The sequence below is a fragment of the Kribbella sp. NPDC004138 genome (genome assembly GCF_053603655.1).
The window spans coordinates 15,883-41,607 of the sequence record NZ_JBSGFZ010000022.1 but is presented as its reverse complement, the minus strand read 5'-3'; the positions used below and the strand labels follow the sequence as shown (position 1 = coordinate 41,607).

Genomic DNA, 25,725 nt, shown 5'->3' with positions numbered 1-25,725 from the left:
ATCGGCTTACTCGACTTTTAGTGTCTGGGGTATGCCGACGCTCGACGCCATCCGCCAGGCCGCCCGCGACCTCGACGGACGCATCCACCGCACACCGATGCTGACCTCGTCCGCACTGAACGACCACTTCGCCGCCGATCTGGTGCTCAAGGCCGAGCTGTTCCAGAAGACCGGCAGCTTCAAGGTCCGCGGCCTGCTGACCAAGCTGCTCCGCCTGAGCGCCGCCGAACGGGAGCGCGGGGTGGTCACGGTCTCGGCCGGGAACGCCGCCGGAGCGCTCGCCTGGGCCGCGCGGGACGCCGGCGTCCCGGCGACCGTGGTGATGACGACGACCGCCGTCCCGGCGAAGATCGCTGCGGCCCGCGGGTACGGCGCCACCGTCGAGCTCGTCGAGGGTGACCTGATGGCCGCCTACGAGCGGATCCGGGACGAGCGCGGACTGACCGGGGTGCACCCGTTCGACGACGACGACGTGATCACCGGCCACGGCAGCCTCGGCCTCGAACTGCTGGCGGATCGCCCCGATCTCGCCGCGGTGCTGGTTCCGGTGGGCGGCGGCGGGCTGATCTCGGGGGTCGCCACCGCGGTCAAGCTCCTGAAGCCGGACATCCGCGTGATCGGGATCGAGCCGGAGCAGGCCGATGTGGTCAGCCGCAGCCTGGCAGCGGGCGAGCCGCAGCGGCTCCTCACCGCACGCTCGATCGCGGACGGTCTCGCCGCGCCCGTCTGCGGCACCCGCAACCTCCCGCTCATCCAGCAGTACGTCGACGAGGTCGTGCGGGTCGGCGAGGAAGCCCTCCTGGAGGCGACGCGTCTGGTCATGTCGCGCACGAAGCTCGCCCTCGAGCCCGCGGCGGCCGCTCCGTTCGCCGCGCTGCTCGAAGGCAGCGTGCAACTGACCGGTGTCACCGCCGCCGTGGTGAGCGGCGGCAACCTCGACGTGTCGAAACTGGCGCTCTAGGCGGTCGCGAGCCGCCCCTGCGCGCGGGAGCGGACGCCGTCGGACGGGTCGTCCACCGCGTCGCCCCGGCGGACGGGATCGTTCTCCGGGAGCAGGATGTCGCGCGCGACCACCAGCATCAGCCACAGCGTGCCCGCCATCCGCAGGATCACCGACAACCAGTAGATCCGGTCCGGGATCTGCGGATCACCAGGTGCCAGGAACTGCGCCAGATGCATCCAGACCAGCATCCAGTAGAAGCATTCACAGGCCTGCCAGATCAGCCAGTCGCGCAGCCGCGGACGGGCCAGCGCCACCAACGGCAGCAGCCACAGCACGTACTGCGGTGAGTAGACCTTGTTGATCAGCAGGAACGCGGCCACCACCAGGAACGCGAGCTGTGCGAACCGCGGCGGTCGTGGCGCCATCAGCCCGAGGATCGCGATCGACAGGCACAGCCCGGCGAAGATCACGATGTTCAGCTGGTTGACGTCCGCGACCTCGTGCTTGGCGAGCTTCAGGACGTACCAGATCGAGCCGTAGTCGCTCTCCCGCTCGTCGTTGAACTGCCAGAACGACAACCACTCGTTCTTCGCGAGCAGGTAGATCGGCGCGTTCACGAGTCCCCACGCGATCGCGGCGGCCAGCGTCGCCTGGACCCACGGCCACAGCTTCCGCCCGCGGATGCAGACGATCAGCAACGGACCGAGCAGCAGGAACGGGTAGAACTTCGCCGCCGTCCCGAGCCCGAGCAGTACGCCGAACCAGATGGGTTTCCCGCGTGACCACGCGAACATCGCCCCAGCCGTCAGCGCCACCGCGAACAGGTCCCAGTTGATCGTGGATGTCAGCGCGAGCACCGGCGCCGCGGCGACGTACAGCGCGTCCAGCGGCTGCCCGCGGGCCGCGCCGGGTCTGGACTCGACGCCCCGAGCGGTCGCCACGGTCAGGCCGACGATCAGCAGCGCGCAGAGGAACAGCAGCACGGTGTTCACCAGGAAGAACACACCGGCGGTGTCGCGCTTCTGCTCGACGGTCAGGTCCTTCTTCGGGTCGCCGGTGATCAGCCAGGTGATCTGCGCCGCGACCTCCATGAAACCGCCGGTCAGCACCGGGTACTCGAGCACCGGGTAGTTGCCGGTATCGAGGAACGGCCGGTTGCCCTCCGCGAAACCGCGCTCCTGATACAGGAACCCGATGTCGGAGTAGCAGAGCGCCTTGAACGGCCGCCAGCTCTGCCGGTCCCAGCCGGCCTCCATACAGGGCGCCTTCTGCAGGACGCCGAGCCCGAAGGTGATCGTGCAGACCGCGAGCGCGATCCGCAGCGGCGTCCACCACGACGAGCTGAGCCGGGCGAACCGCCCCGACGGCCCACCGAGCCCGACAGTCAGGCCGGCGACCGCCGGATCAGCCTCCGACGGCGTCTGCGCTAGCTCGCGCTGTGGTCCGGTCACGGTCGGCATCATCTCCTATCGGCCACCCGGCGACCAGGAGAGGTTACCCACCTGTGCCTTACGCGGGGCGCAGGTGGTTCCCGCGCGCCGCTATCCGGTCGGGTGCTCGAGGCGCGTGAGCCAGGTGGTGAGGAGCTTCTCGAGCTGCTTGGCCTCGACCGGCGTGAGGGCCTCGAGGAGACGTTTCTCATTCGCCATGTGGGCGGTGAAGGCCTTGTCGATCAGCCGCTGCCCGGCCGGCGTCAGGCGGACCACCCGGCCGCGCCCGTCCTCGTCGCTGCGGCGGCGATCGACCAGCCCGGCCTCCTCCAGGCGGTCGACCCGCTTGGTGACCGCGCCCGTGGTGACCATCGTGTGCAGCGCGATCTCCCCCGGCGCACGCTCGTACGGCGCTCCCGCGCGCCGCAGGGCCGCGAGGACGTCGAACTCCCCCTCGGTCAGCCCGTACTGCGCGTAGAGCAGCGTCAACTCACCGGTCAGCTGGTTCGCGATCCGGTGCAGCCGTCCGATCACCCCTTGCGGAGCGGTGTCGACGTCCGGCCGTTCGGTCCGCCACTCCGCCTGGATCCTTGCCACGTGGTCCACGGCTTCCATTATATCTTCCCGGGAAGATATAATATTTTCCATGGAAGACACTTTCCGCTGGACCCTGGTGACCGCGGTCGCGCCGATCGCGTGGGGCACGAACTACTTCGTCACCCACGAGTACCTGCCGGCCGGGCACCCCTTGTACGGCGCGGTTCTGCGCGCACTGCCCGCGGGGCTGCTCCTGCTCGCGCTGGCCCGTCGCCTCCCCCGCGGCGCCTGGTGGTGGCGATCGGTCGTGCTGGGGATCTGCAACATGGGCGCCTTCTTCGCGCTGATCTACCTCGCGTCCCAGCTGCTCCCCGTCAGCCTGGCCTCGACGATCATGTCCGCTGCGCCGTTCACCATGGCGCTCTTCGCCTGGGGCCTGCTCGCGGAACGGCCGACCGTCCCGGTCCTGACCGGCGCGACCGCCGGGCTCGCGGGCGTCGTCCTGCTCCTCGGCGCGGGATCGGCCGCCGTCGATCTCCGTGGCGTCGCGGCGTCGGCCGCCGCGCTGACGATGTCGTCGTGCGGCTACGTCCTGGCCAAGAAGTGGGGCCGCGCCGACGAGGGTCCGCTCGCCACGACCGCATGGCAACTGGTCGCGGGCGGCATCGTCCTGGCGCCGTTCGCGGTCGTCGTCGAAGGCAGTCCGCCACACCTCGACGGACCCGCGGTCGCCGGCTTCGTGTACATCGGACTCGTCGCGACCGCGCTCGCGTTCACGGCCTGGTTCGCCGGGCTGCGCCGGCTGCCCGCCGCGACCGTCGGCCTCATCGGGCTGCTGAACCCGGTCACCGGCGTACTCCTCGGCGTGCTGTGGTCCGGCGACGTCCTGACCGCGCGGCAGCTCCTCGGCCTGGCGCTGGTGTTCGCCGGCATCACGCTGAGCCAAGGACGATCAATTGGCGTGTCGAAGCGCTTCGACTGGGGTAGAACTGGGGTGCCGACGGAAGAGGGGAAGCACCATGGTCACGATCGCGGACGTCGCCCGGCATGCCGGGGTGGCGACCAGCACGGTGTCCTATGTGCTCAGCGGCAAGCGGACGATCTCGCTTGACACCCGCGAGCGGGTGCAGCGCAGCGTCCGCGCCCTCGGCTACCGGCCGAACGCGAGCGCCCGGGCGCTGGCCAGCCAGCGGTCCAACGTGCTGGCGCTGGTGATCCCGCTGCGCACCGGCATGCACGTCCCGGTGATGATGCAGTTCGCGACCGCGGTCGTGACCACGGCCCGCCGGTTCGACCACGACGTCCTGCTGCTGACCGCGGACGAAGGTCCGGAGGGACTCGAGCGGGTCGCGCAGAGCTCGCTGGTCGACGCGCTGGTGGTGATGGACGTCGAGCTGCACGACGAGCGGGTCCCGATGCTGCGTGAGCTGCCGATGCCGTCGGTCCTGATCGGGTACCCGGACGACGCCGCCGGACTGACCTGTATCGACCTCGACTTCGTTGCCGCGGGCGCTCGATGTGTGGATCACCTGGCTGACCTCGGCCACCGCTCGCTCGCCCTGCTCGGTACGCCGTCGGCCGTGTACGAGCGGCAGACCGGGTTCGCGCAACACACGCTGACCGGGTTCGCCGAGGCTGCCGGGCGCCGTGGGGTGCTCGGCGTCGAAACGCCCTGTGAGCACACGTTCGACGCGATCCTGCACACGGTCGAGCAGCTGCTGGCCGAGCACCCGGACATCACCGGACTGGTCGTGCAGAACGAGCCGATCATCGGCCCGCTCCTCGACGTCCTGCGCCGGCTCGGCCGCCGGGTGCCCGAGGACATGTCCCTGGTCGCGATCTGCGCGGACGACGTCGCCGAACGGCAGGTCCCGCAGCTGTCCTCGGTCACCATCCCGGCCGAACAGATCGGCGAACAGGCCGTCGAAGCCCTGATCGCCAAGCTCGAAGGCGGCAGCGTTCCGGAGCTGACGCTGCTGCCGCCCACCCTCACGGCGCGCGGCAGCAGCGGACCTCACGCCTCGCGCACCACCGCGTAGCCGCCGGCGGGCACCAGCAGCTCACCGTTCACGGCCGTCCCGGCGACCAACTCGGTGCCCACGGCCGGTACGACGGCGTCGGTGTCGCCGTGGTTGATGAAGAACACCCAGGTCACCCCACCATCTCGCCGCCGCACCGTCTCCACCAACCCGCCCGCAGACCGCCCCGCGCCCACCAAGCGGGTGACGAGATCGGCGGCGGTGTCGTCGTCGAGTTCTGTCGAGGCGTACCACGCTGTCCCGGCGCCGACCTGGCGGCGGGTGACCGCGGGCTTCCCGGCCAGCACTCCCCCGGCGTACCGGTCGACGACCTCGGCCGCGACCGCCTCGACGTCCTCGCTCCACACCCGCCCGCGACCACCAGAGGCCAACGCAACCTCGCCCGACAAGGGATGGAACTCCTCGACCCGCACCCCGAGCAGCTCCGCGAACGCGCCGGGATACCCACCCAACCGCACCCGGACATCCGGATCCACGATGCCGCTGAAGTACCCGACCACCAGTTGCCCGCCGCTCTCGACATACGTGGCGAGGTTCGCGGCCGCCTCGTCGGAGACGAGATACAACGACGGCACCACCACGACCCGGTACGACGACAGGTCGGCGTCCGGGGCCGCGAAGTCCACCGTCACGTCCGCATGCCAGAAGTGCCGATGCGCGGATCGTACGGCGGCGAGGTAGTCCAGCGACGACGACGGCAGATGCGTGCCCTGCATCGCCCACCAGCACTCGGCGTCCCACAGGATCGCGACCTCCGCGACCACGGTGCTCCCGGTCACCTCGGCCAGCCGCGGCAGCACGGATCCGAGCTGCGCGATCTCCCGGAACCTCGCGCTGTCCGCACCCGCATGCGGAACCATCGCCGAGTGGTACATCTCCGCACCGCCCCGGGACGCCCGCCACTGGAAGAACAGCGCACCGCGCGACCCGCGGGCGACATGCGACAGACTGTGCCGCGCCATCCGGCCGGGCTCCTTCGTATGCCACCGCTCACCGGTGTTCAGGCCGCCTGCCGCCTGCTCCATCAACAGCCACGGTTTCCCGCCGGCCCAGGCCCTGGCCAGGTCCGCGCCGAACGCGGTCTGCTCCTCCGCGCCGATGCCGGCCTGGTCCGGATAGTGGTCGATGGCAACGACATCGACCTCGGCCGCCCACCGCGCATGGTTCACCGGAACCCAGCCGCCGAAGACGAAGTTGGTCGTGATCGGCGCCGCCGAGTGTTCGCGAAGCACCGCCTTCTGGTCCAGGTACGCGGCCAGCAACTCGTCGGACCAGAACCGGCGGTAGTCCAGGTACTGCGTCGGATTCACGAGGTACTGCGTCGCGCGCGGCGGCTCGATGTCCGCCCACTCGGCGTACCGCTGGCTCCAGAACGCGGTTGTCCACGCCTCGTTCAGCCGATCGAGCGATCCGTACCGCTCCCGCAGCCACCCGCGGAACCGCTCCGCCGCGAACGTGCAGTAGCAGGTGGTCCCGTACTCGTTGTGCACATGCCACATCGCGAGCGCCGGATGATCGTGGTACCTCTCGGCCAGCGCCCGAGCGATCCCGCGGGCCGCGTCACGGTACGCGGGCGCGCAGACGCAGTACGTGTCGCGGCTGCCGTGCGTCAGCCGTACGCCGTCAGCGGTCACCGGCAACGCCTCGGGGTGCAGCCGGCTGAACCACGGCGGCGGTGAGGCGGTCGGCGTGGCCAGGTCGACCTTCACCCCGCCGTCGTGGAGAAGGTCCAGCACCTGATCGAGCCACGCGAAGTCGTACTCGCCGGGCGCGGGCTCCAGGCTCGACCACGAGAAGACGCCCACGGTCACCAGGTTCACGCCGGCCTGACGCATCAGGTCGACGTCCTCTTTCCAGACCGCGGGATCCCACTGCTCGGGGTTGTAGTCGCCGCCGTACCAAAGACTCATGGGCCTAGCCTTTCACCGCGCCGATGATGACGCCCTTCTGGAAGTGCCGCTGGATGAACGGGTAGACCAGCAGGACCGGCACGATCGCGATCACCACGATCGCCATCTTGATCGCCAGCCCCGGCGCGGGCTGCAGTCCCAGGCCGACCCCGGTCGCCACTCCGCCGGCACCGGTCGGGAGCGGCTGCTGCTGGACGATGTACGTCCGCAGCACCATCTGCAGCGGCCACTTCGTGTTGTCGTTGATGTAGAGCAGGGCGTTGAAGAACGCGTTCCAGTAGCCCACGGCGTAGAACAGGCCGACGACCGCGACCACGGCCTTCGACAGTGGCAGCACGATCCGGCGGAGGATCGCGAACTCGCCCGCGCCGTCGATCCGGGCGCTGTCGATCAGCTCGCTCGGGATCCCCATGAAGAACGACCGCATCACGATCAGGTTGAACGCGGAGATCGCGGCCGGGAGGATCAGCGACGCGTAGTGGTCGATCAGCCCGAGCGCGTTCACCACGAGGTAGCTCGGGATGATCCCGGGGCCGAACAGGAACGTCAGCAGCACGACGAACAGCAGCGGCCGATGGAACAACGACCCCGGACGCGACAGCCCGTACGCCGCGAGCACGGTGATCCCGAGGCTGAACGCCGTACCGACCGCGGTGATCACCACACTGATCAGCAGCGCCCGCGTGACGACGCCACCCGACAGCAGTTGCACGTACGCCGCCACGGTCAGCTCCCGTGGTACGACGACCAGTCCACCGGCCCGCGTCACGGCCTCGGTCGAGGAAAGACTGGTCACCACCACGACGTACAGCGGGAACGCGACCGCCAGCGCGATCAGGACCAGTACGAGCGGCTTGCCCAGTCGGTCGAGGAGTGTCGGTTCTTCTTCCCAGACAGCTCTTTCACTCATGATCGGGAGTACACCCCCTGTTCGCCCACCATGTGCGCGAAGCGGTTGGCCACCAGGACGAGGACGAGGCCGACCAGGCCCTTGAACAGCCCGGCGGCGGCACCGTAGCCGAAGTCGCCGACGAGCAGGCCCTGGTAGTAGACGTAGGTGTCGAGCACCTCGGCGGCGCCGCCGCCGACGGCGCTGCGCTGCAGGATGAACTGCTCGAACCCGACCGTCAGCGCGTCGCCTAGGCGCAGGATCAGCAGCAGGACGATCACCGGACGCAGCCCCGGCAGCGTGATGTGCCAGAGCCGGCGCCAGCGGTTCGCGCCGTCGGCCGCGGCCGCCTCGTAGAGCGCGGGGTTGATGGTCGACAGCGCGGCGAGGAACACGATCATGCCCCAGCCGGCGTCCTTCCAGACCGCCTGCGCGGTGACGAGGAGGATGAACGTGTCCGGTTTCGTCATCAGGTCGATCGCCTGGTGGCCGTTGTCGCGCAGCGTCTGGGCGAGCAGGCCGGCGCCGCCGATCATCTGCTGGAACAGCGAGACGACCAGCACCCAGGAGAAGAAGTGCGGCAGGTAGACGATGCCCTGGATGACGTTGCGGAGCTTCGCCGACAGGACGCTGTTGAGCAGCAGGGCCAGGGCGATCGGGATCGGGAAGAAGAACGCGAGCTGGACCGCGGTGATCGACAGCGTGTTCGCGACCGCCTTCCAGAACGCGGGCTCGGAGAACATCCGCCCGAAGTTCGCGAACCCGACGAAGTCGCTGCCGCGGATCCCGGCGTACGGCGAGTAGTCCTGGAAGGCGATCACGTTCCCGAGCGTCGGGAAGTAGTGGAACACCCCCAGCAGCACGACAACCGGCAGCACCATCACCAGCAACGGCCAGTCCCGCCGCAGCCGATGCCGGAACCCCATCCCCCGCGCCGGAACCGCCCGCACCCTGGCTCCCCGGACGCGGACCCTACCGACCGTTGTCACTGAGGACCTTGGCGTAGAAGTCGCGGCCTTCGTTGCCGCCGTTGTCCTGCCACTGCTTGACGGCGGTCTTCAGCTCGCTGACCGGCCGGCGGCCGCGGAAGATGTCCTGCAGCGCGTCGTCGAACGGCTGCGCGAGGGCCGCCATCTTGGCCGGCTGCTCGACCCGGATCCCGTCGAACAGGTTCTTCTCCCGGACCTTGGCCGCCGCGTTCTGCCAGGCGCTCATCGACTGGACGTAGCCCGGATACTCGCTCTGGGTGATGGCCGTCGGCCGCCCGCCGAGGAAGACGTACGTCTGCGAGACCTCCTTCTGTCCGAGCGGGGTCAGCTTCGGCGCGCCGGACGGCTGCTTGGTGTAGTGCTTGCCCTCGACCCCGTAGGTGTACAGCTGGTACTCCTCGGTCCCGAACGGCGCGGAGGTGTAGTTCAGCACGCCGAGCAGTTCCTTCACCCGCTCCTCGCCGACGCCCTTCTTGACGAAGGTGAAGATCCCGGCCGGATCACCGCTCCACACGATCGGCGTGCCGCCGTCGTGCGCGAACGGCAGCACCGCTTGCGGGTCGTACTTCGGGTTGATCGGCAACTGCCGCTGCAACGACTCCTGCCAGCCGCCGAGGCCGTTCTGCCGGATCAGCAACTTGCCGCCCTCGAACAGCGCGTTCTCGTCCGCGCCGGCGTTGGCGACGACCTCCGGATGTACGTAGCCCGACTGGAACAGCCTGCGCACGAACGCCACGGCTTCGGCGTACTCCGGCGTCTCGATCTTGTTCACCAGCTTGCCGCTGGAGTCCTTGCGCCAGCCCCCCGGCGCCCCGAACGACCGGATCACCTCGTCGGCGACACTGCCGAACGCCCAGCGGCCGGCCTTCGCGTCGGTCAGTTGCTTGCCCAGCGCAAGCAAGTCGTCGGCGTTCTTCGGCGGCTCCGCGCCGGCCTGGTCGAACAGGTCCTTGCGGTACATCATCATCCAGGGGAACCCCTCACCGGGGAACGGCACCGCTTTGAGCTGCGAGTTCCAGACGCCGTACGCCCAGGCTCTGGTCGGCAGGTTGGCCAGCATCGGGTACGCGGCCGCCTTGTCGCCGGCCAGGTACGGCGTCAGGTCCTCGAACAGCTTGTCCGCGGCCTGGCCGAACCGGGTCAGGCCCGAGATGTTCCAGCCCGGGATGCAGAGCAGCTCGGGAATGTTGCCGGCCGCGAGGATCGGTCCGAGCTTGTCGCCGTAGTCGTTGCCGTTCAGGATGTTGAACTTGAGCGGGGCGCCGATCCGCTCGTCGTTCGCCGCGAAGTACGAATTGCCGGCCAGCGGCGGGATCGGGCTCCACAGCGGTGTCATCGCCGAGACTTCCTTGCCGCTCGGCACCATCTTGTCGGGCACGGCCCGCTTCAGCTCGCTCGGATAGTGCGAGAAGCCGGGCGAGGCGCCGTTCTCCCCCGGCAGATCCGGCTTCACGGACTCGTACGCGATGTACGTCGGCAGCAGGCCGGACAGCTTGTCCTCGGTCTCGGCGCGGCCCGTCGTACTGGACCCCGAGCCGCCGTCCGAACACCCGGTCAGCGTGGCCCCGCCCGCGGCCGCCGCCGCGCCGGCTCCGAGCAGGGAGATGAAGGTGCGGCGGCTGGTTCCGCCGATCTCTGGTCCGGTCACGTCGCATCCCCTAGACTTAGTTGGGCTAGTAGCCAAACAAATTAACGCAGAGCCCTCAGCGCGACAAGGTGTAGAACTGACCCAGAACTTCTTTTGGACGGGACGGACCTTGACCACACAGACCGCGGACCACACCGACATCCGCGCCACCAACCTGGCGGCGGTGCTCGGCCACCTGCGCCGCGAGGCTCCCTGCTCGCGGGCCGCGATCGCGGCCGGCACCGGGCTGAACAAGGCCACCGTGACGAGCATCGTCGGCGAGCTGCTGGAGCGCCGGCTGGTCCGCGAGACGCAGCAGACGCAGAACCACGTCGGCCGCCCGGCGACCCTGCTCGTGCTCGACGGCTCGGCGTACGCGACGATCGGACTCGAGGTGAGCGCGCGCGGCCTGACTGCCCTGGCCTGCGACACCGCCGGCGAACAGGTCCTGCGGTGGCACCGGGCCGGCCCGGGCGTCGACGCGGGGCCGGCGAAGACCGTCACCGCGCTCGCGGCGCTGGCCCGCCGGGCGATCACGACCGTCCAGGCGTCCGGGCGCCAGGTGCTCGGCATCACGGTCGGCGTCCCCGGGCTGGTGAATCGCGACGGCGCCGTCGTCCTCGCCGCCGGCCTCGGGTGGACCGGCGTCCCGCTGCGCGCCGAGCTCACCGGGGCACTCGGACGACCCGACATCCCCGTGACGGTCGACAACGACGCGTCGCTGAGCGTGCTCGCCGAGCACCTCTACGGCGCGTACGCCGGCACGCCGAACCTCATCCAGGTCACCGGGGACACCGGCGTCGGGGCGGGCATCATCACCGACGGCCGTCCGCTCGCGGGGCATCTCGGGTACGTCGGGGAGATCGGGCACCTGCGCCTCGTCCCGGACGGACCGGTGTGCGGCTGCGGCCGCCGCGGTTGCCTCGAAGCGCTGGCGAGCCTGCCGGCGATCCTCGAACGGGTCGACGGCGCCGTCGACGACGATCCCCAGCAGCAGCTCGAGTCGCTGATCCGCCGCGCCGACGCCCAGGAGGTCGCGGTGACGAAGGTGCTCGCCGAGGCCGGGACCCATCTCGGCGACGGCATCGCGGCCCTGGTCAACATCCTCAACCCCGAGGTCGTGCTGCTCGGCGGTGCCTACGCGCTGCTCGCCGACCACCTCGCGCCGGCCGTCGACAAGGCACTCCGCGAGGCCACCATCGCCCCCGATGCCGGAGGCTGCACCGTCGCCGCCTCCACGTTCCCGCACACCGCCACTCCCCTGGGCGCCACCGCCCAGGCCCTGACCCCACTGACCCGCGGCCGCCTCCCGAGCCGCTGACCTCCCCAGGAAAGCGCCTACCCGTTCCGCCCGCCGAGGTCTTGACCCTGGGCGTGCGGGATGCAACCCTCTGTTCACGCCCGATCTGTCGAAGCGCTTCGATCAGCTTCCGCCGCCCGTTGATCGAAGCGCTTCGACACCAGACCGTGGAGTCGATCGCCGATGAGTACTCCTCCCCCGTTCCGCGACCCCGCCCGGCCGGCCGGTGAGCGGATCGACGACCTGCTCGCCCAGCTCACCCTGGCCGAGAAGATCGCCTTCCTGCACCAGTATCAGCCGCCCGTCGCCCGGCTCGGGCTGCAGGCGTTCCGAACCGGTACCGAGGCCCTGCACGGTGTCGCCTGGCACGGTCCGGCGACCGTGTTCCCCCAAGCGATCGGCCTGGCCAGCAGCTGGAGCCCCGAGCTCGTGCGCGAGGTCGGCGCGGCTGTCGGCGACGAGGTCCGCGTGTTCCACCGGAAGGACCCGGCCGATGTCGGCCTGAACGTGTGGGCGCCGGTGGTCAATCCGCTGCGCGACCCGCGCTGGGGCCGCAACGAGGAGGGGTACGCCGAGGATCCCTGGCTGACCGGCGTGATCGCGACCGCGTACGGACTTGGTCTGGCCGGCGACGACCCGACGTACCTGAAGACCGCTCCGACGCTGAAGCATTTCCTTGCCTACAACAACGAGACGGATCGCTGCACGACCTCGAGCAACCTGCCGCCGCGGGTCCTGCACGACTACGAGCTGCCGGCCTTCCGGGCGCCGATCGAAGCGGGCGCTGCCGTCGCGGTGATGCCGTCGTACAACCTGGTGAACGGACGGCCCGCCCACCTCAGCCCGCTGATCAACGACGTCCTCCGGACATGGACGACCGACGACCTGCTCGTCGTGAGCGACGCCTATGCGCCGGGGAACCTGTCCGGCCTGCAGCAGTACCTGCCCGACGCCACGACCGCGTACGCCGCCGCGCTGACGGCCGGCGTGGACAGCTTCACCCAGGACGGCGCCGACACCGCCCCGACGATCGACCGGCTGACGACGGCCCTCGACCGCGGGCTCATCACGTCCGCCGACCTCGACACCGCGGTACGTCGGGTGCTCGCGATCCGCTTCCGGCTGGGCGAGTTCGACCCGCCCGAGCTCGACCCGTACCGCGCGCTCGAACCAGAACTGGTCAACTGCCCGACCCACCGCCGGCTCGCCCAGGACGCGGCCCGTCAGGCGATCGTGCTGCTCAAGCACGAGTGCCAGGTCCTCCCGCTCGCGCCGACGACGCGTGTCGCCGTCGTCGGGCCGCTGGCCGGCACGCTCTCCGAGGACTGGTACGCCGGGACGCTGCCCTACCAGGTCACCGCGCTGGACGGCCTGATCGAGCGATCGGGCTCCGAGCGCGTCGAGTACTGCGAGGGCGTCGACCGGATCACGCTGCGGATCGCCGGCTCGTCGTCGTACCTCGCGGTCGGCGGTGACGCGGTTCTGCGGGCCGGCACGGATCCGGGCGAGTTCGATCTGTTCGACTGGGGCGGAGACGCCTGGGCGCTGCGCTCGGTGCGGAACGGCCGGCACCTCACCGCCACCGACGAGGGCGAACTGGTCGCGGACCAGCCCGGGCCGAACGGCTGGGAGGTCAAGCAGACCTTCCGCCTAGTGCCGTCGTCGAACGCGGTCCTGATCCAGCACCTGCACAGCGGCCGCTACGTCCAGGTCGACGCACACGGTGCAGTCGGCCTGGCAGACGCCGGTACGGCGTTCGAGCTCGACGTGGTGATCGACGGCGCGGCCGCCGCCGCCGAGCTGGCGGCCCGGGCCGACGTCACGCTCGTTGTCGCTGGCAACCACCCGTTGGTGAACGGCCGCGAGACCGAGGACCGGACAACCCTGGAGCTCCCACCGGCGCAGGACCGCCTGATCCGGCGGGTGCACGCCGCGAACCCGCGGACGGTGCTGGTCCTGAGCAGCAGCTACCCGTACGCCATCGGCTGGGCGCAGCAGCATCTCCCGGCGATCCTGTGGTCCGCCCACGGCGGCCAGGAGTACGGCCGCGCGCTGGCCGACGTCCTGTTCGGTGACCACGACCCGGCCGGCCGGCTGACGCAGACGTGGTACCACTCCGCGGCGGATCTGCCCGATCTGCTCGACTACGACATCATCGCGACGGACGCGACGTACCTGTACTTCCGCGGCGCACCGCTCTACCCGTTCGGCCACGGCCTGAGCTACACGACCTTCACGTACGGCGACCTGCGGCTGAGCGCACCGTCGACGCCGGCTGACGGCCACGTGCAGGTCACGTTCACCGTCACCAACACCGGCGATCGGGCCGGAACCGAGATCGCCCAGCTGTACACACGCCAGCAACGCTCGCGGGTCAAGCAGCCGCTGCGGCAGCTGCGCGGATTCCGGCGGGTGTCGCTGGAGCCGGGCGAGACCGCCGAGATCGAGCTGACCGTCGCCGCGGCCGACCTGGGCTTCTGGGACGTGACCCGGGGCCGGCGCTGCGTCGAGACTGCGCGGCACAGCATCATGGTCGGCCGCTCCAGCACCGACCTGCGCCTCACCGCGACGCTCGACATTCACGGCGAGCGGATCCCGCCCCGCACCCTCACCCGCCTCGCCGCCACCAGCTTCGACGACTACAGCGCCACCACCCTGACGACCGCGGCCCGCGACCGCGGCGACGCCGTGATCGCGCTGGAAGCCCAAGCCTGGTTGGCGTTCGACGACCTGCAGCTCGATCCGACGAGCTATGTGGCCCGCGTCGCCAACCGCGGCAGCGAGCCCGCCACCATCGACTTCCGCCTGGACGATCCGCTGCACGGCGAGTTGTTGAGCACCGTGCAGGTGTCACCGACGGACGAGCTCATCACAGTCGTCGGTGAGCTCGCCCCCGTGAGCGGTGTCCATACGCTCTATACGGTGTTCTCCGCCGCCGGGGTCGTGCTGGAGAGCTTGACCGTGTAGTGCTCGCAGGTGCCTGACAGCACGCGGGACTCGACATCACCGGCCTTGAACGTCAGCTCGATCACGGCGTCGCCGTTCGGGGACGGCAGTGTGATCGTGCTGACCTGACCGTCCGACGGCTCGAACCAGCGCAGCTCGACGCCGTCCGCCCAGTCGTACTCCGGCCGGTCGTCCACCGCGCCGATCGGGATGACCGCCCCCTCGCGCACGAACAACGGCACCGTGTCGAAGCCGTGCGTCTGTTCCACCCACGCCGGGCCGGTGACGACCTCGCCGGTCAGCAGCGACGTCCAGCGCCCGCGGGGCAGGTAGAAGGAGACCGCGCCGTCGAAGCTCATCACCGGCGCGACCAGCAGATCCGGGCCGAGCATGTACTGCCGATCCAGGTACGAGACCGCCGGATCGCCGGGGAACTCGAGCGCCATCGGCCGCATCACCGGCACCCCGTCCCGATGCGCCTCCTCGGCCGCCGCGACGAGGTACGGCATCAGCGACAGCTTCAGCTTGGTGAACTTCCGCAGGACGTCGACCGCCTCCTCGTCGAAGGCCCACGGCACCCGGTACGACGACGAGCCGTGCAGCCGCGAATGCGACGAGAGCAGCCCGAACGCCACCCACCGCTTGAAGATCGCGGGGTCGGGCGTGCCCTCGAACCCGCCGATGTCGTGACTCCAGTAGCCGAAGCCCGACGCCGCCAGTGACAACCCGCCGCGCAGCGATTCGGCCATCGCCTCGAAGGTCGACTCGCAGTCACCGCCCCAGTGCACCGGGAACTGCTGGCCACCGGCCGTCGCCGACCGGGCGAACAGCACGGCCTCGCCTGCCCCGCGATTCTCCTCCAGCAGCCCGAACACGGCCGCGTTGTAGAGCTGCGGATAGTAGTTGTGCATCCGCTTCGGGTCGGAGCCGTCGAACCAGACGACGTCGGTCGGGATGCGCTCGCCGAAGTCGGTCTTGAAGCAGTCCACGCCCAGGTCGACCAGCGCCTGCAGCTTCGAGCGGAACCAGGCGGTCGCGTCCGGGTTGGTGAAGTCGACGATCGCCATCCCGGCCTGCCACAGGTCCCACTGCCAGACCGAGCCGTCCGGCCGCTTCAGCAGGTACCCGAGCCGGCGGCCCTCCTCGAACAGCACCGAGCGCTGCGCGATGTACGGGTTGATCCACAGGCTGACCCGCAGCCCGCGGTCCTTCAACCGGCGCACCATCCCGGCCGGGTCCGGGAACGCGACCGGGTCCCAGACGAAGTCGCACCAGTGGAACTGCCGCATCCAGAAACAGTCGAAGTGCAGGACGCTCAGCGGCAGGTCGCGCGCCGCCATCCCGTCGATGAACGCGCTCGTCGTCTCCTCGGTGTAGTCCGTGGTGAACGAGGTCGACAACCACAGTCCCATCGACCACGCGGGCACGCGCGCGGGCCGTCCGGTGAGAGCGGTATAGCGGCGCAGCACGTCCTTCGGCGTCGGGCCGGCGAACACGTAGTACGCCAGCTCCTGGCCTTCGACGCTGAACTGGTTGCGGGACGTCACCTCCGAGCCGACCTCGAACGACACGTGGGCCGGGCTGTCGACGAGGACGCCGTACCCCTTGCTGCTCAGGTAGAACGGGACGTTCTTGTACGCCTGCTCGCTCGACGTGCCGCCGTCGGCGTTCCAGCTGTCGACAACCTGGCCGTTCTTCACGAACGCACCGAACCGCTCGCCGAGTCCGTAGACGGTCTCGCCGACGCCGAGCGCCAGCTGCTCGTGCAGGAAGTGCCTGCCGTCGGCATCGGTGACCAGGCCGACGCTGCGCGCGCCCGAGTTGGTCAGCGGCTTCCCGTCCTGCTCGAAGCGCACGTCCCACGGGCCGTCGAGCGCGATCACCACACTCAGCTCGCCGGAGGTCAGCCGCGCCTCGGCGGCACCGACCTCGACCTTCACCGGATGCCCGTCGTCGGTGGTCAGCCGGTACGACGGGTGCGCGGGCAGTCCGCCGAGGTGGTGCGCGATCCGGACGCCGATCACCCCGCGGGCCGGCGACGAGAACGTCACGGTGAACATCGGCTGGTTGAGCGTGTCGCCGCGCCGCTCGATCCGCTTCGCGGGCGCGAACACGGTCAGTTCCCGCTCCCCCGCCTGCACGCTCTCGACCTCGGCCGGCCGCAACCGCGTCAGCCCCGCCCGCAGCTGCCAGTACCCGTCGGTGAACTTCATGCCGGCCAGCCTTCCGGATCGGATTGTCGAAGCGCTTCGACAGCGTTTCGACAACCGTAGAGATCGCAACTTCACGACGTCAAGTTGCGGACCTCTCAGCGGATTCTCAGCGCCGAGCGGTGAGACTTGGGGAATGCGAGTGCTGATGGTCGAGGACGAACTGCGGCTGGCCGACACCGTGCACCGGGGGCTGACCGACGCCGGGTTCGTCGTGGAGCTGGTGCACGACGGCGAGAACGCGGTGTGGGCCGCGACCGAGCACAACTACGACGTGATCGTGCTGGACATCATGCTGCCGAAGCTGAACGGGTACCGCGTGCTCGAGCTGCTCCGGGCCCGCGGCGTCTGGACGCCGGTGCTGATGCTGACCGCCAAGGACGGCGAGTACGACCAGACCGACGCGTTCGACCTCGGCGCGGACGACTACCTGACCAAGCCGTTCAGCTTCCTGGTTCTGGTCGCCCGGCTGCGGGCGCTGATCCGGCGCGGCGGACCGGAGCGCCCGGTCGTGCTGACGGCCGGCGACCTGACGCTCGACGTGACCCGGCGGCGGGTCGAGCGCAACGGGCGGGAGATCACCCTGACGCCCCGCGAGTACGGGCTGCTCGAGTTCCTGATGCGGCATCGCGGCGACACGGTCAGCAAGAGCGAGATCCTGGCCGGGGTCTGGGACCCCGCCTTCGACGGCGACCCGAACGTCGTCGAGGTCTACGTCCGCTACCTGCGCAAGAAGATCGACACCCCGTTCGCCCGGCACGCGATCGAGACCATCCGCGGGATGGGCTACCGGCTGAACCCCGAAGGCGGCTAGAAAGGACCTGGGCCAGACTGGGGGCGTGAGCACGGTGGTGCGACGGCGCGTCGACGGGTGGTACCGGACCGCCGGCGGCCTGCGGCAGGCGAGTGTCCGGAGCCGCTCGACGGCGGCGGCGGTGATCGTGGTGGCGGTCGCGATGATGCTCGGCGCGGCCGCCCTGCTGCTGCTCCTGCAGCGGGCGCTGATCACCGAGGTCTCCGACGCGGCCGAGGCCCGGGTCGCGGAGGTGGCCCAACAGGTGAGCGAGGACGGCACGGCGGAGCTCACGCCTGCCCTCGCCGAGTCCACCCGCAGCGGTCAGCTGATCCAGGTGCTCGACCCGGCCGGCCGGGTCGTCGCTGCGTCGTCGACCCGCGTCGGGACCACCCCGCTCACCGACCTCCGGCCGCCGGCGGGCGCGCTGCTGCGGGCCGAGGTCGGCGAGATGCCGCTCATCGACGACGACCACTCGTTCCTGATCGTCGCGCAGGGAGCGGCGTACGGCGGGACGACGTACACGGTCGTCGTCGCGTCCTCGGTGGAGACCCAGCGGCAGACGGTCACGACCGTGGCGAAGTACCTCGCGATCGGGTTCCCGGCGCTGCTGATCGTGGTCGGTGTGGCCGGCTGGCTGATGGTCGGCCAGGCGCTGCGGCCGGTGGAACGGATCCGGGCGCGGGTGCAGCGGATCGGGACGCGGGACCTGACCGAGCGGGTCCCGGTGCCGCAGACCCGGGACGAGATCGCGCGGCTCGCGGTGACGATGAACGAGATGCTCGACCGGCTGGAGACCGGGCACGCGACCCAGCGGGCGTTCGTGGCGGACGCGAGCCACGAGCTCAGGTCGCCACTGGCCACGCTGACCGCGGCGCTGGAGGTCATCGGGGCGGACACGACGGGTCAGGCCTGGCACGACCTGCGGCAGGTGATGGAGACCGAGACCGACCGGATGCGGCAACTGGTCGAGGACCTGTTGCTGCTGGCGAAGGCCGACGACACCGGGCTGCGGATGCGCCAGGTCGACGTCGACCTCGACGATCTCGTGACGGCGGAGATCCAGCGGCTGCGGAGCTCGGCGCCCGAACTGCACGTCACCGGTGACGTGCATCCGGTCCGGGTCGTCGGCGATCCGGCGCAGCTGAGTCAGGTACTGCGGAACCTCGTCGACAACGCGGCCCGCGCGGCGCACAGCACGGTCCACCTGACCACGGCGGACGTGAACGGGTCGGCGGTCATCACGGTGTCGGACGACGGGGACGGGATTCCCGAGCAGGACCGGCAGCGGGTCTTCGAACGGTTCGTCCGCCTGGACACCAGCCGGTCCCGCTCGAGCGGGGGCTCCGGGCTCGGGCTGTCGATCGCCCGCGAGATCACCCATGCGCACCACGGCTCCATCACGCTGACGTCCTCGAGCACCGGCGGTACGACGGCGACGGTCACGCTCCCGAACTGACCACGGACCGGAAATCGCCGGGACCGGGCGGCACCCGTGGGTCAGGATGGACCGCATGGACGTGTCGGTGGTGCTCGGGTTCCTGGTAGCGGTCTTCCTGGTCAGCGTCGTACCAGGACCGGACATGCTGTTCATCGTGGCGAACGCGGCGGCCGGCGGACGCCGTACCGGCGTCGTGGCCGCGGCCGGGATGTCGACCGGCCTGGCGGTGCACAGCGTGGCGGCCGCGCTCGGCCTCGGGGCGTTGATCCAGGCAGCGCCGCAGGTTCTGAACGGCTTACGGGTAGCGGGGGCGGCGTTCCTGCTCTACCTCGCGTATCTGACGTGGCGCGCGAGCCGGCAGGAGTTCGGGACTCCTGAGGACGCGCCGCAGCTCCCCCGGCGGACGCTGCGCCGGACCTACCTGATGGCGACCCTGACCAACTTGGCGAATCCGAAGGTGATCCTGTTCTACTTGGCCTTCGTCCCGCAGTTCATCACGACCGGCCACGGCAGCTGGCCGGCGACCGTGCAGTTCCTGGTGCTCGGCGCGGTGTTCATCCTGGTCGGCTTCCCGGTCGACGCCGGCGCGGCCCTGCTGGCCGGCACGCTCACCGAGCGTTTCTTCCGCACCGGCAGCAGGATCCGCCGGAGGCTCGAGCGGGTGACGGCGGCGATCTTCGCGGGGCTTGCCGCCCGGCTCGCCATCGACATCCGCTGAGGGGTGGACCAAGCTGGAAGGTGAAGGAGGTGGGTGTGGTGAAAGCTGCAGCAGGCGATCAGGTCGTGGTGGAGAGCAGCCACCTGATGGCACATCGGCGGGAAGGTCAGATCGTCGAGGTGCACGATCCGGACGGCGCACCGCCGTACCTCGTGCACTGGAGCGACACCGACTCCGAGTCACTGTTCTTCCCGGGTCCGGACGCGCACATCGTGCACGTCGAGCGGTAGCTGATCCGGGTCAGTTCCGGACGGCCGCGGTGGCGTGCCGGAGTTCGTCGAGGACTGTGCGGACCGCTTGCCTCGCGGCACGTTCGGGACGGTACAGGGCGTCGATGTGGCGACGGGTGTGGACGTCGCGGAGCGGGCGGAGCGCCACCGCCGGATGACGCTGCGCGGTCCAGCGCGGCATCAGGGCGAGGCCGGCGCCGGCCGCCACCAGTTCGGCGACGACGGTGAACTCGTTGACGCGATGGACCAGCTCGAGGCGGTGGTTCGCGGCCGCTCCGATCGCCTCGATCGTCGCCATCAGCGGGAAGCCGTCGTGGACGGTGATCCACGGTTCGTGTGCGACGTCGCGCGGGGTCAGCGACCGCTTCGCCGCGAGCGGATGATCGACCGGTACGGCGACGTCGAGCGGCTCGTGCAGCAGCGGCGTGACCGCGACCGTCCGCGGCCACGGCGCCGCGTGGTCGAGACGGTGCGCCAGGACCACGTCGTACTCCCGGGTCAGCGCCGGGAACTCGTCCTGCGGCACGTCCTCGTCGTGCAGGCTGACCTTCGGGGCGATGCGCAGCAACCGCGGGAAGAAGGTCGCGGCGGCGCTGTGGAACGCCGCCACCGAGACCTCGCCGTCAGGCTGCTCCACGAAGTCGTCCACGACGTGGCGGGCCCGTGCGAGCGCCGACTCCACATCGGCCGCAGCTCCCGCCAACGCACGGCCGGCCGGGGTCAGCACGACCCGGCGGCCGTCGCGCTCGGTCAACGGCACCGGCATCGACCGCTGCAACAGGCGCAGCTGCTGGGAGATCGCCGACGGTGTCACCAGCAACGCCTCTGCCGCCGCGGTCACGCTCCCCAGCTCGCCGACTTCCCGAAGCACCCGGAGCTGCCGTTCATCCATTCTCATAATGTAGCTGCACTACATCGTCGCTGAAGACATTGGTACTTGGCTTCAACATTCTGAGCACGCACGGTTGATTCCGTGCCCGGAACCCGCCGTACCGATCTCGTCCTGCTACTCGTCGCCGTGGTCTGGGGATCGAGCTACCTCGCGGCCAAGACCGCGACCGGCAGCGCGCCGGTGCTGGCCGTGCTCTTCCTGCGGTACGGCATCTCTGCTCTCGCCCTCGTACCGCTGGCCCGCGGCATCAACCGGCGGGAACTGAAGGCCGGGCTCGTCCTCGGCCTCACGCAGGCAGCGGTCCTCGTGCTGGAGACGTACGGCGTCACGCACACCAGCGCGGCGAACGCCGGGCTGATCATCAGCCTCACGCTGGTGCTCACGCCACTGTTCGATCGTCGCGGTCTGCCGCCGCGCTTCTACCTCGCGGCCGGCCTCTGCGTCGTCGCCGTCGGCCTGCTGATGTCCGCCCACGGCCTGCACGCACCCGGCGTCGGCGATCTGCTCATGCTCGCCGCCGCCGTCGTCCGCGCAGGCCACGTCGCGCTCGTCGGCCGTCTGTCCACCGGGCTGCGGCCGTTGCAGCTGACGACGGTCCAAACCCTCGTCGGTACGGCGTTGTTCGCCGTCCCCGCCGTACCGCACCTGCCCACGCACGCCGGTGCAGGCACGTGGCTGCAGATGATCTATCTCGCCTTGTTCTGCAGCGTGTTCGCCTTCCTGGCCCAGACCTGGGCGATCCAGCGCACGTCGGCCAGCCGCGCCAGTCTCCTGCTCGGCACCGAACCCATCTGGGCAGTTGCCATCGGCATCGGCCTGGGCGACGAACACCTCGCCGCCCCGGCCGTTCTCGGCGCCGCCCTGATGCTCACCGGCACCACCTGGGGCCAGTCCATCGAACGCACCCACCGCGAGTCGCGGCCCCAGCCGGTGCCGGTCACCTAGCCCGAATCAGCTGCGCGTCCATTTCTGGTCGGTCGAGCCGTTGCAGGGGGCAACGGCAACAGCTGCTCCGTTGCCGGTGCCGTTGGCCGTCAGGCAGCCGGCTGTCGACGTCACGGTCTGGTCGGCGTTCAGATGCCAGACCTGGTTGTCGCCGCCGGTGCAGTTCTCGATGGTCACGGAGGAGGTGCCCGCGGTCATGCACTTGTCGGCATACACCGTCAGCTGGTTCGACGCGGTGAGGTTCCACGACTGGTTGCCGCCGTTGTTGCAGTCCCACAGGTCGAGCGCCGTACCGGGACTGGTCGAGAAGCCCGGCACGTCGACGCAGCGGTTGCTGGCGACACCGCGCAGGGGCTCACCAGGCGGGGCCGGCGGCTCGCTGTTCGTCGGCTCGCTCTTGAGCAGACCCCAGCCCCACCACAGCTGGTCGCGTCCGCTGATGCTGTTGACCTGGAGATCGGCCGGCCCGACCTGCGTCGTCATCGAGTACGAGTCGCCGGTGCGCAGACCGGGCCAGTACACGATGCCCATGTCGTTCTCACGCGCGACCTGGGTCAGCGCAGCGAGATACGACGTGTACACGTTCCCCTCGTGGTTGCCGTAGTTCAGGCCGATCGTCATCGGCGAGCCGGCCTCGTCGATGATCGTCCGCCAGCCGTACGAGCCGATCCGCGGCCGGAGGTTCGCCAGCCAGGCGGCCTCGGTCGTGTCGGAGGCCCAGAAGCCGTAGAAGTGCAGCGACAGCAGCGTCCCGTTCAGCTCCGGCGCCGCGCCGACGCCGGTCACGTTGTCGTTGTAGCCGGTCCCGGAGATCACGATCCGTCCGCGCGGAACGTCGCTGTGCCGGGCGATCCACGCCGAGGTCAGCGACACCCACTCGGGCAGCGAGTACCCGAACGGCTCGTTCATCGGCTCGAAGTAGACGCGCGGGTTCTTCCCGTACGCCTTCACCACCGTGTCCCACATCGCCGCGTAGGTCGCCGGGTCGTCGACCCGTCCGTCCTTGGCGTTGTCGGCCTCCCAGTAGCTCAGGATCACCTTGAACCCACTGGCCACCGACGCGTCGATCGCCCCGCGGTAGGCACGCCACCAGTCGGTGCCCACACTCGAGGGGTTGATCGGCAGCCGGATGGTGTTGGCCTTCAGTTCCTTGCGGAACTCCCCGACGATCCCGAGCGCCTTGCGGTACGTCGCCGGGTAGTCGTCGGCCGTGCTCAGGCCGGACGGTACGACCTCGTCGTCGGCGTAGTTGTCGCGCGGATCGGCCCAGTTGACGCCGCGGAAGTCGTTCGTTCCCGGCGGGCTCGCGGCGACGGTTCCGGGAACCGCGGCGGCGAGCGCGAAACAGCACAGCAGGACGGCGAGGAGACTGCGGACGGTTGATCTCACGCCGCGATGTTTACGTAAACAAAGCGGGTCGTCAAGAGCTCGTCACGAGTTCGAGGCGCAGCCAGGCGGCCAGGTCGCGGATCTCCCGGTGCACCGCGGCGGTCAGCGTCTTCGAGAACGGCTCGTCCTCGTGGATCGCGTCCACGCGGAAGACCCCGGCCTTCTGGTCGGACGCCGCGTCGAGCTTCCCGACCAGGCGGTCGTTGTGCAGGATCGGCAGCGCGAAGTACCCCCACCGGCGCTTCGCGGCCGGCTTGTACATCTCCAGCTGGTAGTCGAAGTCGAAGATCTCCAGCAGCCGCTTCCGGTCGTACACCAGGCGATCCAGCGGTGACAGGAGCGCCGTCCGCCCGCTGAACGGCCGGTCGAGCAACTCCGGGTCGATCCGCCACTCGCCGCGGACACCGTCCACCACGGCCGGCTCCCCCACCTGGCCGGCGTCGAGCGGCTCTCCCGGGCACGCCGGTCCTTTCGAGCGCAGCAGTCCCATTGAGCGCAGCCGCTGCTCGTGCCGGATCGTGACCGCGTCGGCGAGCGGCACGACCGGATCGTCCGGGTAGATGCGGGCGGCGAGGTCCCACAGCCGGTCCCGGCCATCCCGGCCCGCGATCGCCACCTCGCCGCGCTGCACCATGAACTCCAGCATCTGCGACACGTTGCGATTGTTGGTCCACCCACTCGATCGCCACGGCCGCACACAGGTGTCCGGCAGCTCGCGCATGGTCAGGGGACCGTCCTGCCGGAGCCGCTCGAGGATGTCGACCCGGCAGCCTTCGTTCGCCCGGACCCAGTCCTGCCGGTACTGCTGCCAGTCGAGTGGCTCCCCGTCATTCGGCCAGGCCGCCATCTCGGCCCGGAACAGCGCCATCGTCTCCGGCAGCCGCGCGAACCCGCGGAACTGCACGAGCTCCAGTGCCGCCAGCGCGTCGGCCAGCTCGGTCGGATCGTACGACGAACCGAGGCGGCTCCAGGCCACGAGGTCGGCGTTCGGCGCGACATAGGCGGTCTGGTCGAGCTGCACCACGGTCAGCCCGCGCACGACCTCGAACAGGTCTGCCGGCCGCTCCCTGGTGAGCAGCTGGGCACGCACGGCCAGCCGCCGTGCATCGCGCTTCGACAACTGGTGAACAGCCACGAACCGAGGCTAAGGCACCGCACGGACAGTATGGTGGAGGGAGATTCTGCGGGAGTAGCCGAGCGGGTGGGGACCTGGTGCTCGGAGTTTTCAGGGGGTCATCGTGGCGTTACGTGAGCGGGCATTCCTGCCCTGTGCGGTGTCGTTTGTGTCGATCATGTCGTTGCTGCTCGTCGCCGGCTGTTCGTCCGACGGAGGGACGAATGTGCCGCCCGAGGTGTCGCCGAGCCCGTCGGTCGCCGTGCCGCGCACGCAGGCGGCGCTCAAGCCGGCGACCGACTGCACCCGGTCCACCGAGAGGCTTCCGACCGAGTCCGAGACCGACGGCGTGCAACTGACGGTCCGCACCGATCCGAGCCGCACCTCGTTGCTGATGAAGAACACCGGCAGCCTGTCGGTCGTCGTCATCCCCGACCCGAACTTCACCACCCGCCTGGTCGCGGCGCCGCACGCGAACCCGAAGGACCCGGCCTCGCGGGCCGCCCTGATCGCGGTCAACAACAGTGGCGCGAAGGTGCCGGACATCCCGCCGTACGTGCCGCAGACGCAGGTCGTCACACTGCCACCCAAGTGGGCGCTCTGCGCGCTCACCGACAACGTCAAGGAGTCCGCGTCCGTCCGCTACCTCCAGGACCGGCAGTCCAGCGCCGAGTACTTCGTCACGAAAGCACTCGCCGACCAACTGCTCACCGCCAACAGTTCGGCCCGGACCCAGCCGACCCTGGTGCGGTGCGCGAAGAGCACCCTGGGCGTGCTCAAGACCCATCCGGAGATGTCCGATATCGAGCTGTACGTCGAGATCCTGAGCCCCCGCTCGGCCTGCCGGACCGGCTACAAGGCACTGCTGCGCGGTGACGCGAACGCGACCGAGCAACTCGAGGCCACGGTCATCGGACGGCTCGGCGGCGCTCCCCGGCTGCTCGCGAACAGCAGGCTGTACAGCGTCACGACGCGTCCCTGAACCGCCGAACCCGGCCAGGGTCGGGTCCGGGTCCGGTCAGGGACAACTCCCCTGCCGCGGAGCGACCCGCGGCGGCAGACTGGAGTCCTACCGTTCGACTCTCGGAGGACATCAGCCATGATCGGCTTCATCATCGCCGGACTCATCATCGGAGCGCTGGCCCGGCTCTTCACGCCCGGCAAGCAGAAGCTCGGCCTGCTCGCCACGCTGCTGCTCGGGCTGGCCGGTTCGGTGATCGGCGGGACCATCGCGAGCATTCTCGGCACCGGCGGCATCTTCGAGCTGAACGCGCTCGGCTTCATCGTCGCGGTGATCTCCTCGGTACTGCTCGTCGGCACCGCCGAGTCGCTGTCGGCCCGCCACCAGAACCGCGCCATCAAGCACTGACCGACCCGGAGCGC

At 70.0% G+C, this 25,725-nt stretch carries 22 protein-coding genes; 12 read left to right on the top strand and 10 right to left on the bottom strand.

Annotated elements, in window-relative coordinates; genetic code table 11:
- The first annotated feature begins 31 nt into the window (after positions 1 to 31).
- Positions 32 to 961 (top strand): threonine/serine dehydratase, encoded by a 930-nt coding sequence (locus tag ACWEOO_RS28515; RefSeq protein WP_452145640.1) that lies wholly within the window; start codon positions 32 to 34, stop codon positions 959 to 961.
- Here ACWEOO_RS28515 and ACWEOO_RS28510 read toward each other — a convergent pair.
- Positions 958 to 2,403, bottom strand: coding sequence for a glycosyltransferase family 87 protein (locus ACWEOO_RS28510; protein ID WP_359925108.1), 1,446 nt, complete (start codon positions 2,401 to 2,403; stop codon positions 958 to 960). The two genes, ACWEOO_RS28515 and ACWEOO_RS28510, sit on opposite strands and share 4 nt — an antisense overlap.
- 81 nt (positions 2,404 to 2,484) lie before the next feature.
- Positions 2,485 to 2,988, bottom strand: a complete 504-nt coding sequence (locus ACWEOO_RS28505; RefSeq protein WP_452145639.1) for a MarR family winged helix-turn-helix transcriptional regulator — start codon at positions 2,986 to 2,988, stop codon at positions 2,485 to 2,487.
- 31 nt (positions 2,989 to 3,019) lie between these two features.
- On the opposite strand from ACWEOO_RS28505, the gene ACWEOO_RS28500 reads away from it, so the two are divergent.
- Both ACWEOO_RS28500 and ACWEOO_RS28495 read left to right on the top strand, forming a co-directional pair.
- Positions 3,020 to 4,021 carry a DMT family transporter gene (locus tag ACWEOO_RS28500; RefSeq protein ID WP_452145638.1) on the top strand — a complete coding sequence of 334 codons (1,002 nt, stop codon included), beginning with the start codon at positions 3,020 to 3,022 and terminating at the stop codon, positions 4,019 to 4,021.
- A complete protein-coding gene (locus tag ACWEOO_RS28495) occupies positions 3,930 to 4,949 on the top strand; it encodes a LacI family DNA-binding transcriptional regulator (RefSeq protein ID WP_359923335.1) in 1,020 nt (339 codons plus the stop codon). The genes ACWEOO_RS28500 and ACWEOO_RS28495 overlap by 92 nt, the downstream gene beginning before the upstream one ends.
- Here ACWEOO_RS28495 and ACWEOO_RS28490 read toward each other — a convergent pair.
- The 4 genes from ACWEOO_RS28490 to ACWEOO_RS28475 are packed head-to-tail and all read right to left on the bottom strand — an operon-like array spanning position 4,925 to position 10,385.
- On the bottom strand, positions 4,925 to 6,859 hold the full coding sequence (locus ACWEOO_RS28490) for a beta-galactosidase (RefSeq protein ID WP_452145637.1): 1,935 nt from the start codon (positions 6,857 to 6,859) through the stop codon (positions 4,925 to 4,927). The two genes, ACWEOO_RS28495 and ACWEOO_RS28490, sit on opposite strands and share 25 nt — an antisense overlap.
- 4 nt (positions 6,860 to 6,863) lie before the next feature.
- A complete protein-coding gene (locus ACWEOO_RS28485; protein ID WP_452145636.1) occupies positions 6,864 to 7,769 on the bottom strand; it encodes a carbohydrate ABC transporter permease in 906 nt (301 codons plus the stop codon).
- Entirely contained in the window at positions 7,766 to 8,698 is a 933-nt protein-coding gene (locus tag ACWEOO_RS28480) for an ABC transporter permease (protein ID WP_452145635.1), read from the bottom strand. Before ACWEOO_RS28480 ends, ACWEOO_RS28485 begins: the two co-directional genes overlap by 4 nt.
- A gap of 22 nt (positions 8,699 to 8,720) precedes the next feature.
- Positions 8,721 to 10,385, bottom strand: a complete 1,665-nt coding sequence (locus ACWEOO_RS28475; protein WP_452145634.1) for an extracellular solute-binding protein — start codon at positions 10,383 to 10,385, stop codon at positions 8,721 to 8,723.
- Positions 10,386 to 10,494: 109 nt separating this feature from the next.
- On the opposite strand from ACWEOO_RS28475, the gene ACWEOO_RS28470 reads away from it, so the two are divergent.
- Positions 10,495 to 11,685, top strand: a complete 1,191-nt coding sequence (locus ACWEOO_RS28470) for an ROK family protein (protein WP_452145633.1) — start codon at positions 10,495 to 10,497, stop codon at positions 11,683 to 11,685.
- A 162-nt stretch (positions 11,686 to 11,847) separates the two neighbouring features.
- Complete coding sequence (locus tag ACWEOO_RS28465) at positions 11,848 to 14,631, top strand: glycoside hydrolase family 3 C-terminal domain-containing protein (RefSeq protein WP_452145632.1); 2,784 nt, start codon at positions 11,848 to 11,850, stop codon at positions 14,629 to 14,631.
- On the opposite strand, the gene yicI is transcribed toward ACWEOO_RS28465, so the two are convergent.
- Positions 14,580 to 16,823, bottom strand: coding sequence for an alpha-xylosidase (gene yicI, locus ACWEOO_RS28460; RefSeq protein ID WP_452145631.1), 2,244 nt, complete (start codon positions 16,821 to 16,823; stop codon positions 14,580 to 14,582). The two genes, ACWEOO_RS28465 and yicI, sit on opposite strands and share 52 nt — an antisense overlap.
- 133 nt (positions 16,824 to 16,956) lie before the next feature.
- Between yicI and ACWEOO_RS28455 the strand changes: the two genes are divergently transcribed.
- The 4 genes from ACWEOO_RS28455 (at position 16,957) to ACWEOO_RS28440 (ending at position 20,002) form a co-directional block, all read left to right on the top strand.
- Complete coding sequence (locus ACWEOO_RS28455) at positions 16,957 to 17,634, top strand: response regulator transcription factor (RefSeq protein ID WP_355691469.1); 678 nt, start codon at positions 16,957 to 16,959, stop codon at positions 17,632 to 17,634.
- A 142-nt stretch (positions 17,635 to 17,776) separates the two neighbouring features.
- Positions 17,777 to 19,072: a sensor histidine kinase gene (locus tag ACWEOO_RS28450; protein ID WP_452145740.1), complete on the top strand. Its 1,296-nt coding sequence runs from the start codon at positions 17,777 to 17,779 to the stop codon at positions 19,070 to 19,072.
- A gap of 55 nt (positions 19,073 to 19,127) precedes the next feature.
- Complete coding sequence (locus ACWEOO_RS28445; protein WP_452145630.1) at positions 19,128 to 19,772, top strand: LysE family translocator; 645 nt, start codon at positions 19,128 to 19,130, stop codon at positions 19,770 to 19,772.
- A 38-nt stretch (positions 19,773 to 19,810) separates the two neighbouring features.
- The gene (locus tag ACWEOO_RS28440; protein WP_359923310.1) at positions 19,811 to 20,002 is read left to right on the top strand and encodes a DUF1918 domain-containing protein; all 192 of its coding nucleotides are present in this window, start codon (positions 19,811 to 19,813) and stop codon (positions 20,000 to 20,002) included.
- 10 nt (positions 20,003 to 20,012) lie between these two features.
- Here the strand turns inward: ACWEOO_RS28440 and ACWEOO_RS28435 are convergent, their stop codons facing one another.
- Positions 20,013 to 20,894 (bottom strand): LysR family transcriptional regulator, encoded by an 882-nt coding sequence (locus ACWEOO_RS28435; protein WP_452145629.1) that lies wholly within the window; start codon positions 20,892 to 20,894, stop codon positions 20,013 to 20,015.
- Between the two features lie 81 nt (positions 20,895 to 20,975).
- On the opposite strand from ACWEOO_RS28435, the gene ACWEOO_RS28430 reads away from it, so the two are divergent.
- Positions 20,976 to 21,839, top strand: coding sequence for a DMT family transporter (locus ACWEOO_RS28430; protein ID WP_452145628.1), 864 nt, complete (start codon positions 20,976 to 20,978; stop codon positions 21,837 to 21,839).
- 6 nt (positions 21,840 to 21,845) lie between these two features.
- Here ACWEOO_RS28430 and ACWEOO_RS28425 read toward each other — a convergent pair whose 3' ends face one another.
- Both ACWEOO_RS28425 and ACWEOO_RS28420 read right to left on the bottom strand, forming a co-directional pair.
- Positions 21,846 to 23,228 (bottom strand): ricin-type beta-trefoil lectin domain protein, encoded by a 1,383-nt coding sequence (locus ACWEOO_RS28425; protein WP_452145627.1) that lies wholly within the window; start codon positions 23,226 to 23,228, stop codon positions 21,846 to 21,848.
- Between the two features lie 31 nt (positions 23,229 to 23,259).
- Positions 23,260 to 24,363, bottom strand: a complete 1,104-nt coding sequence (locus ACWEOO_RS28420; protein WP_452145626.1) for a DNA glycosylase AlkZ-like family protein — start codon at positions 24,361 to 24,363, stop codon at positions 23,260 to 23,262.
- Between the two features lie 148 nt (positions 24,364 to 24,511).
- Here ACWEOO_RS28420 and ACWEOO_RS28415 point away from each other — a divergent pair, with 148 nt between their 5' ends.
- Positions 24,512 to 25,324: a hypothetical protein gene (locus ACWEOO_RS28415; RefSeq protein ID WP_452145625.1), complete on the top strand. Its 813-nt coding sequence runs from the start codon at positions 24,512 to 24,514 to the stop codon at positions 25,322 to 25,324.
- Between the two features lie 117 nt (positions 25,325 to 25,441).
- A complete protein-coding gene (locus tag ACWEOO_RS28410) occupies positions 25,442 to 25,711 on the top strand; it encodes a GlsB/YeaQ/YmgE family stress response membrane protein (protein ID WP_359923296.1) in 270 nt (89 codons plus the stop codon).
- Positions 25,712 to 25,725 lie beyond the last annotated feature (14 nt).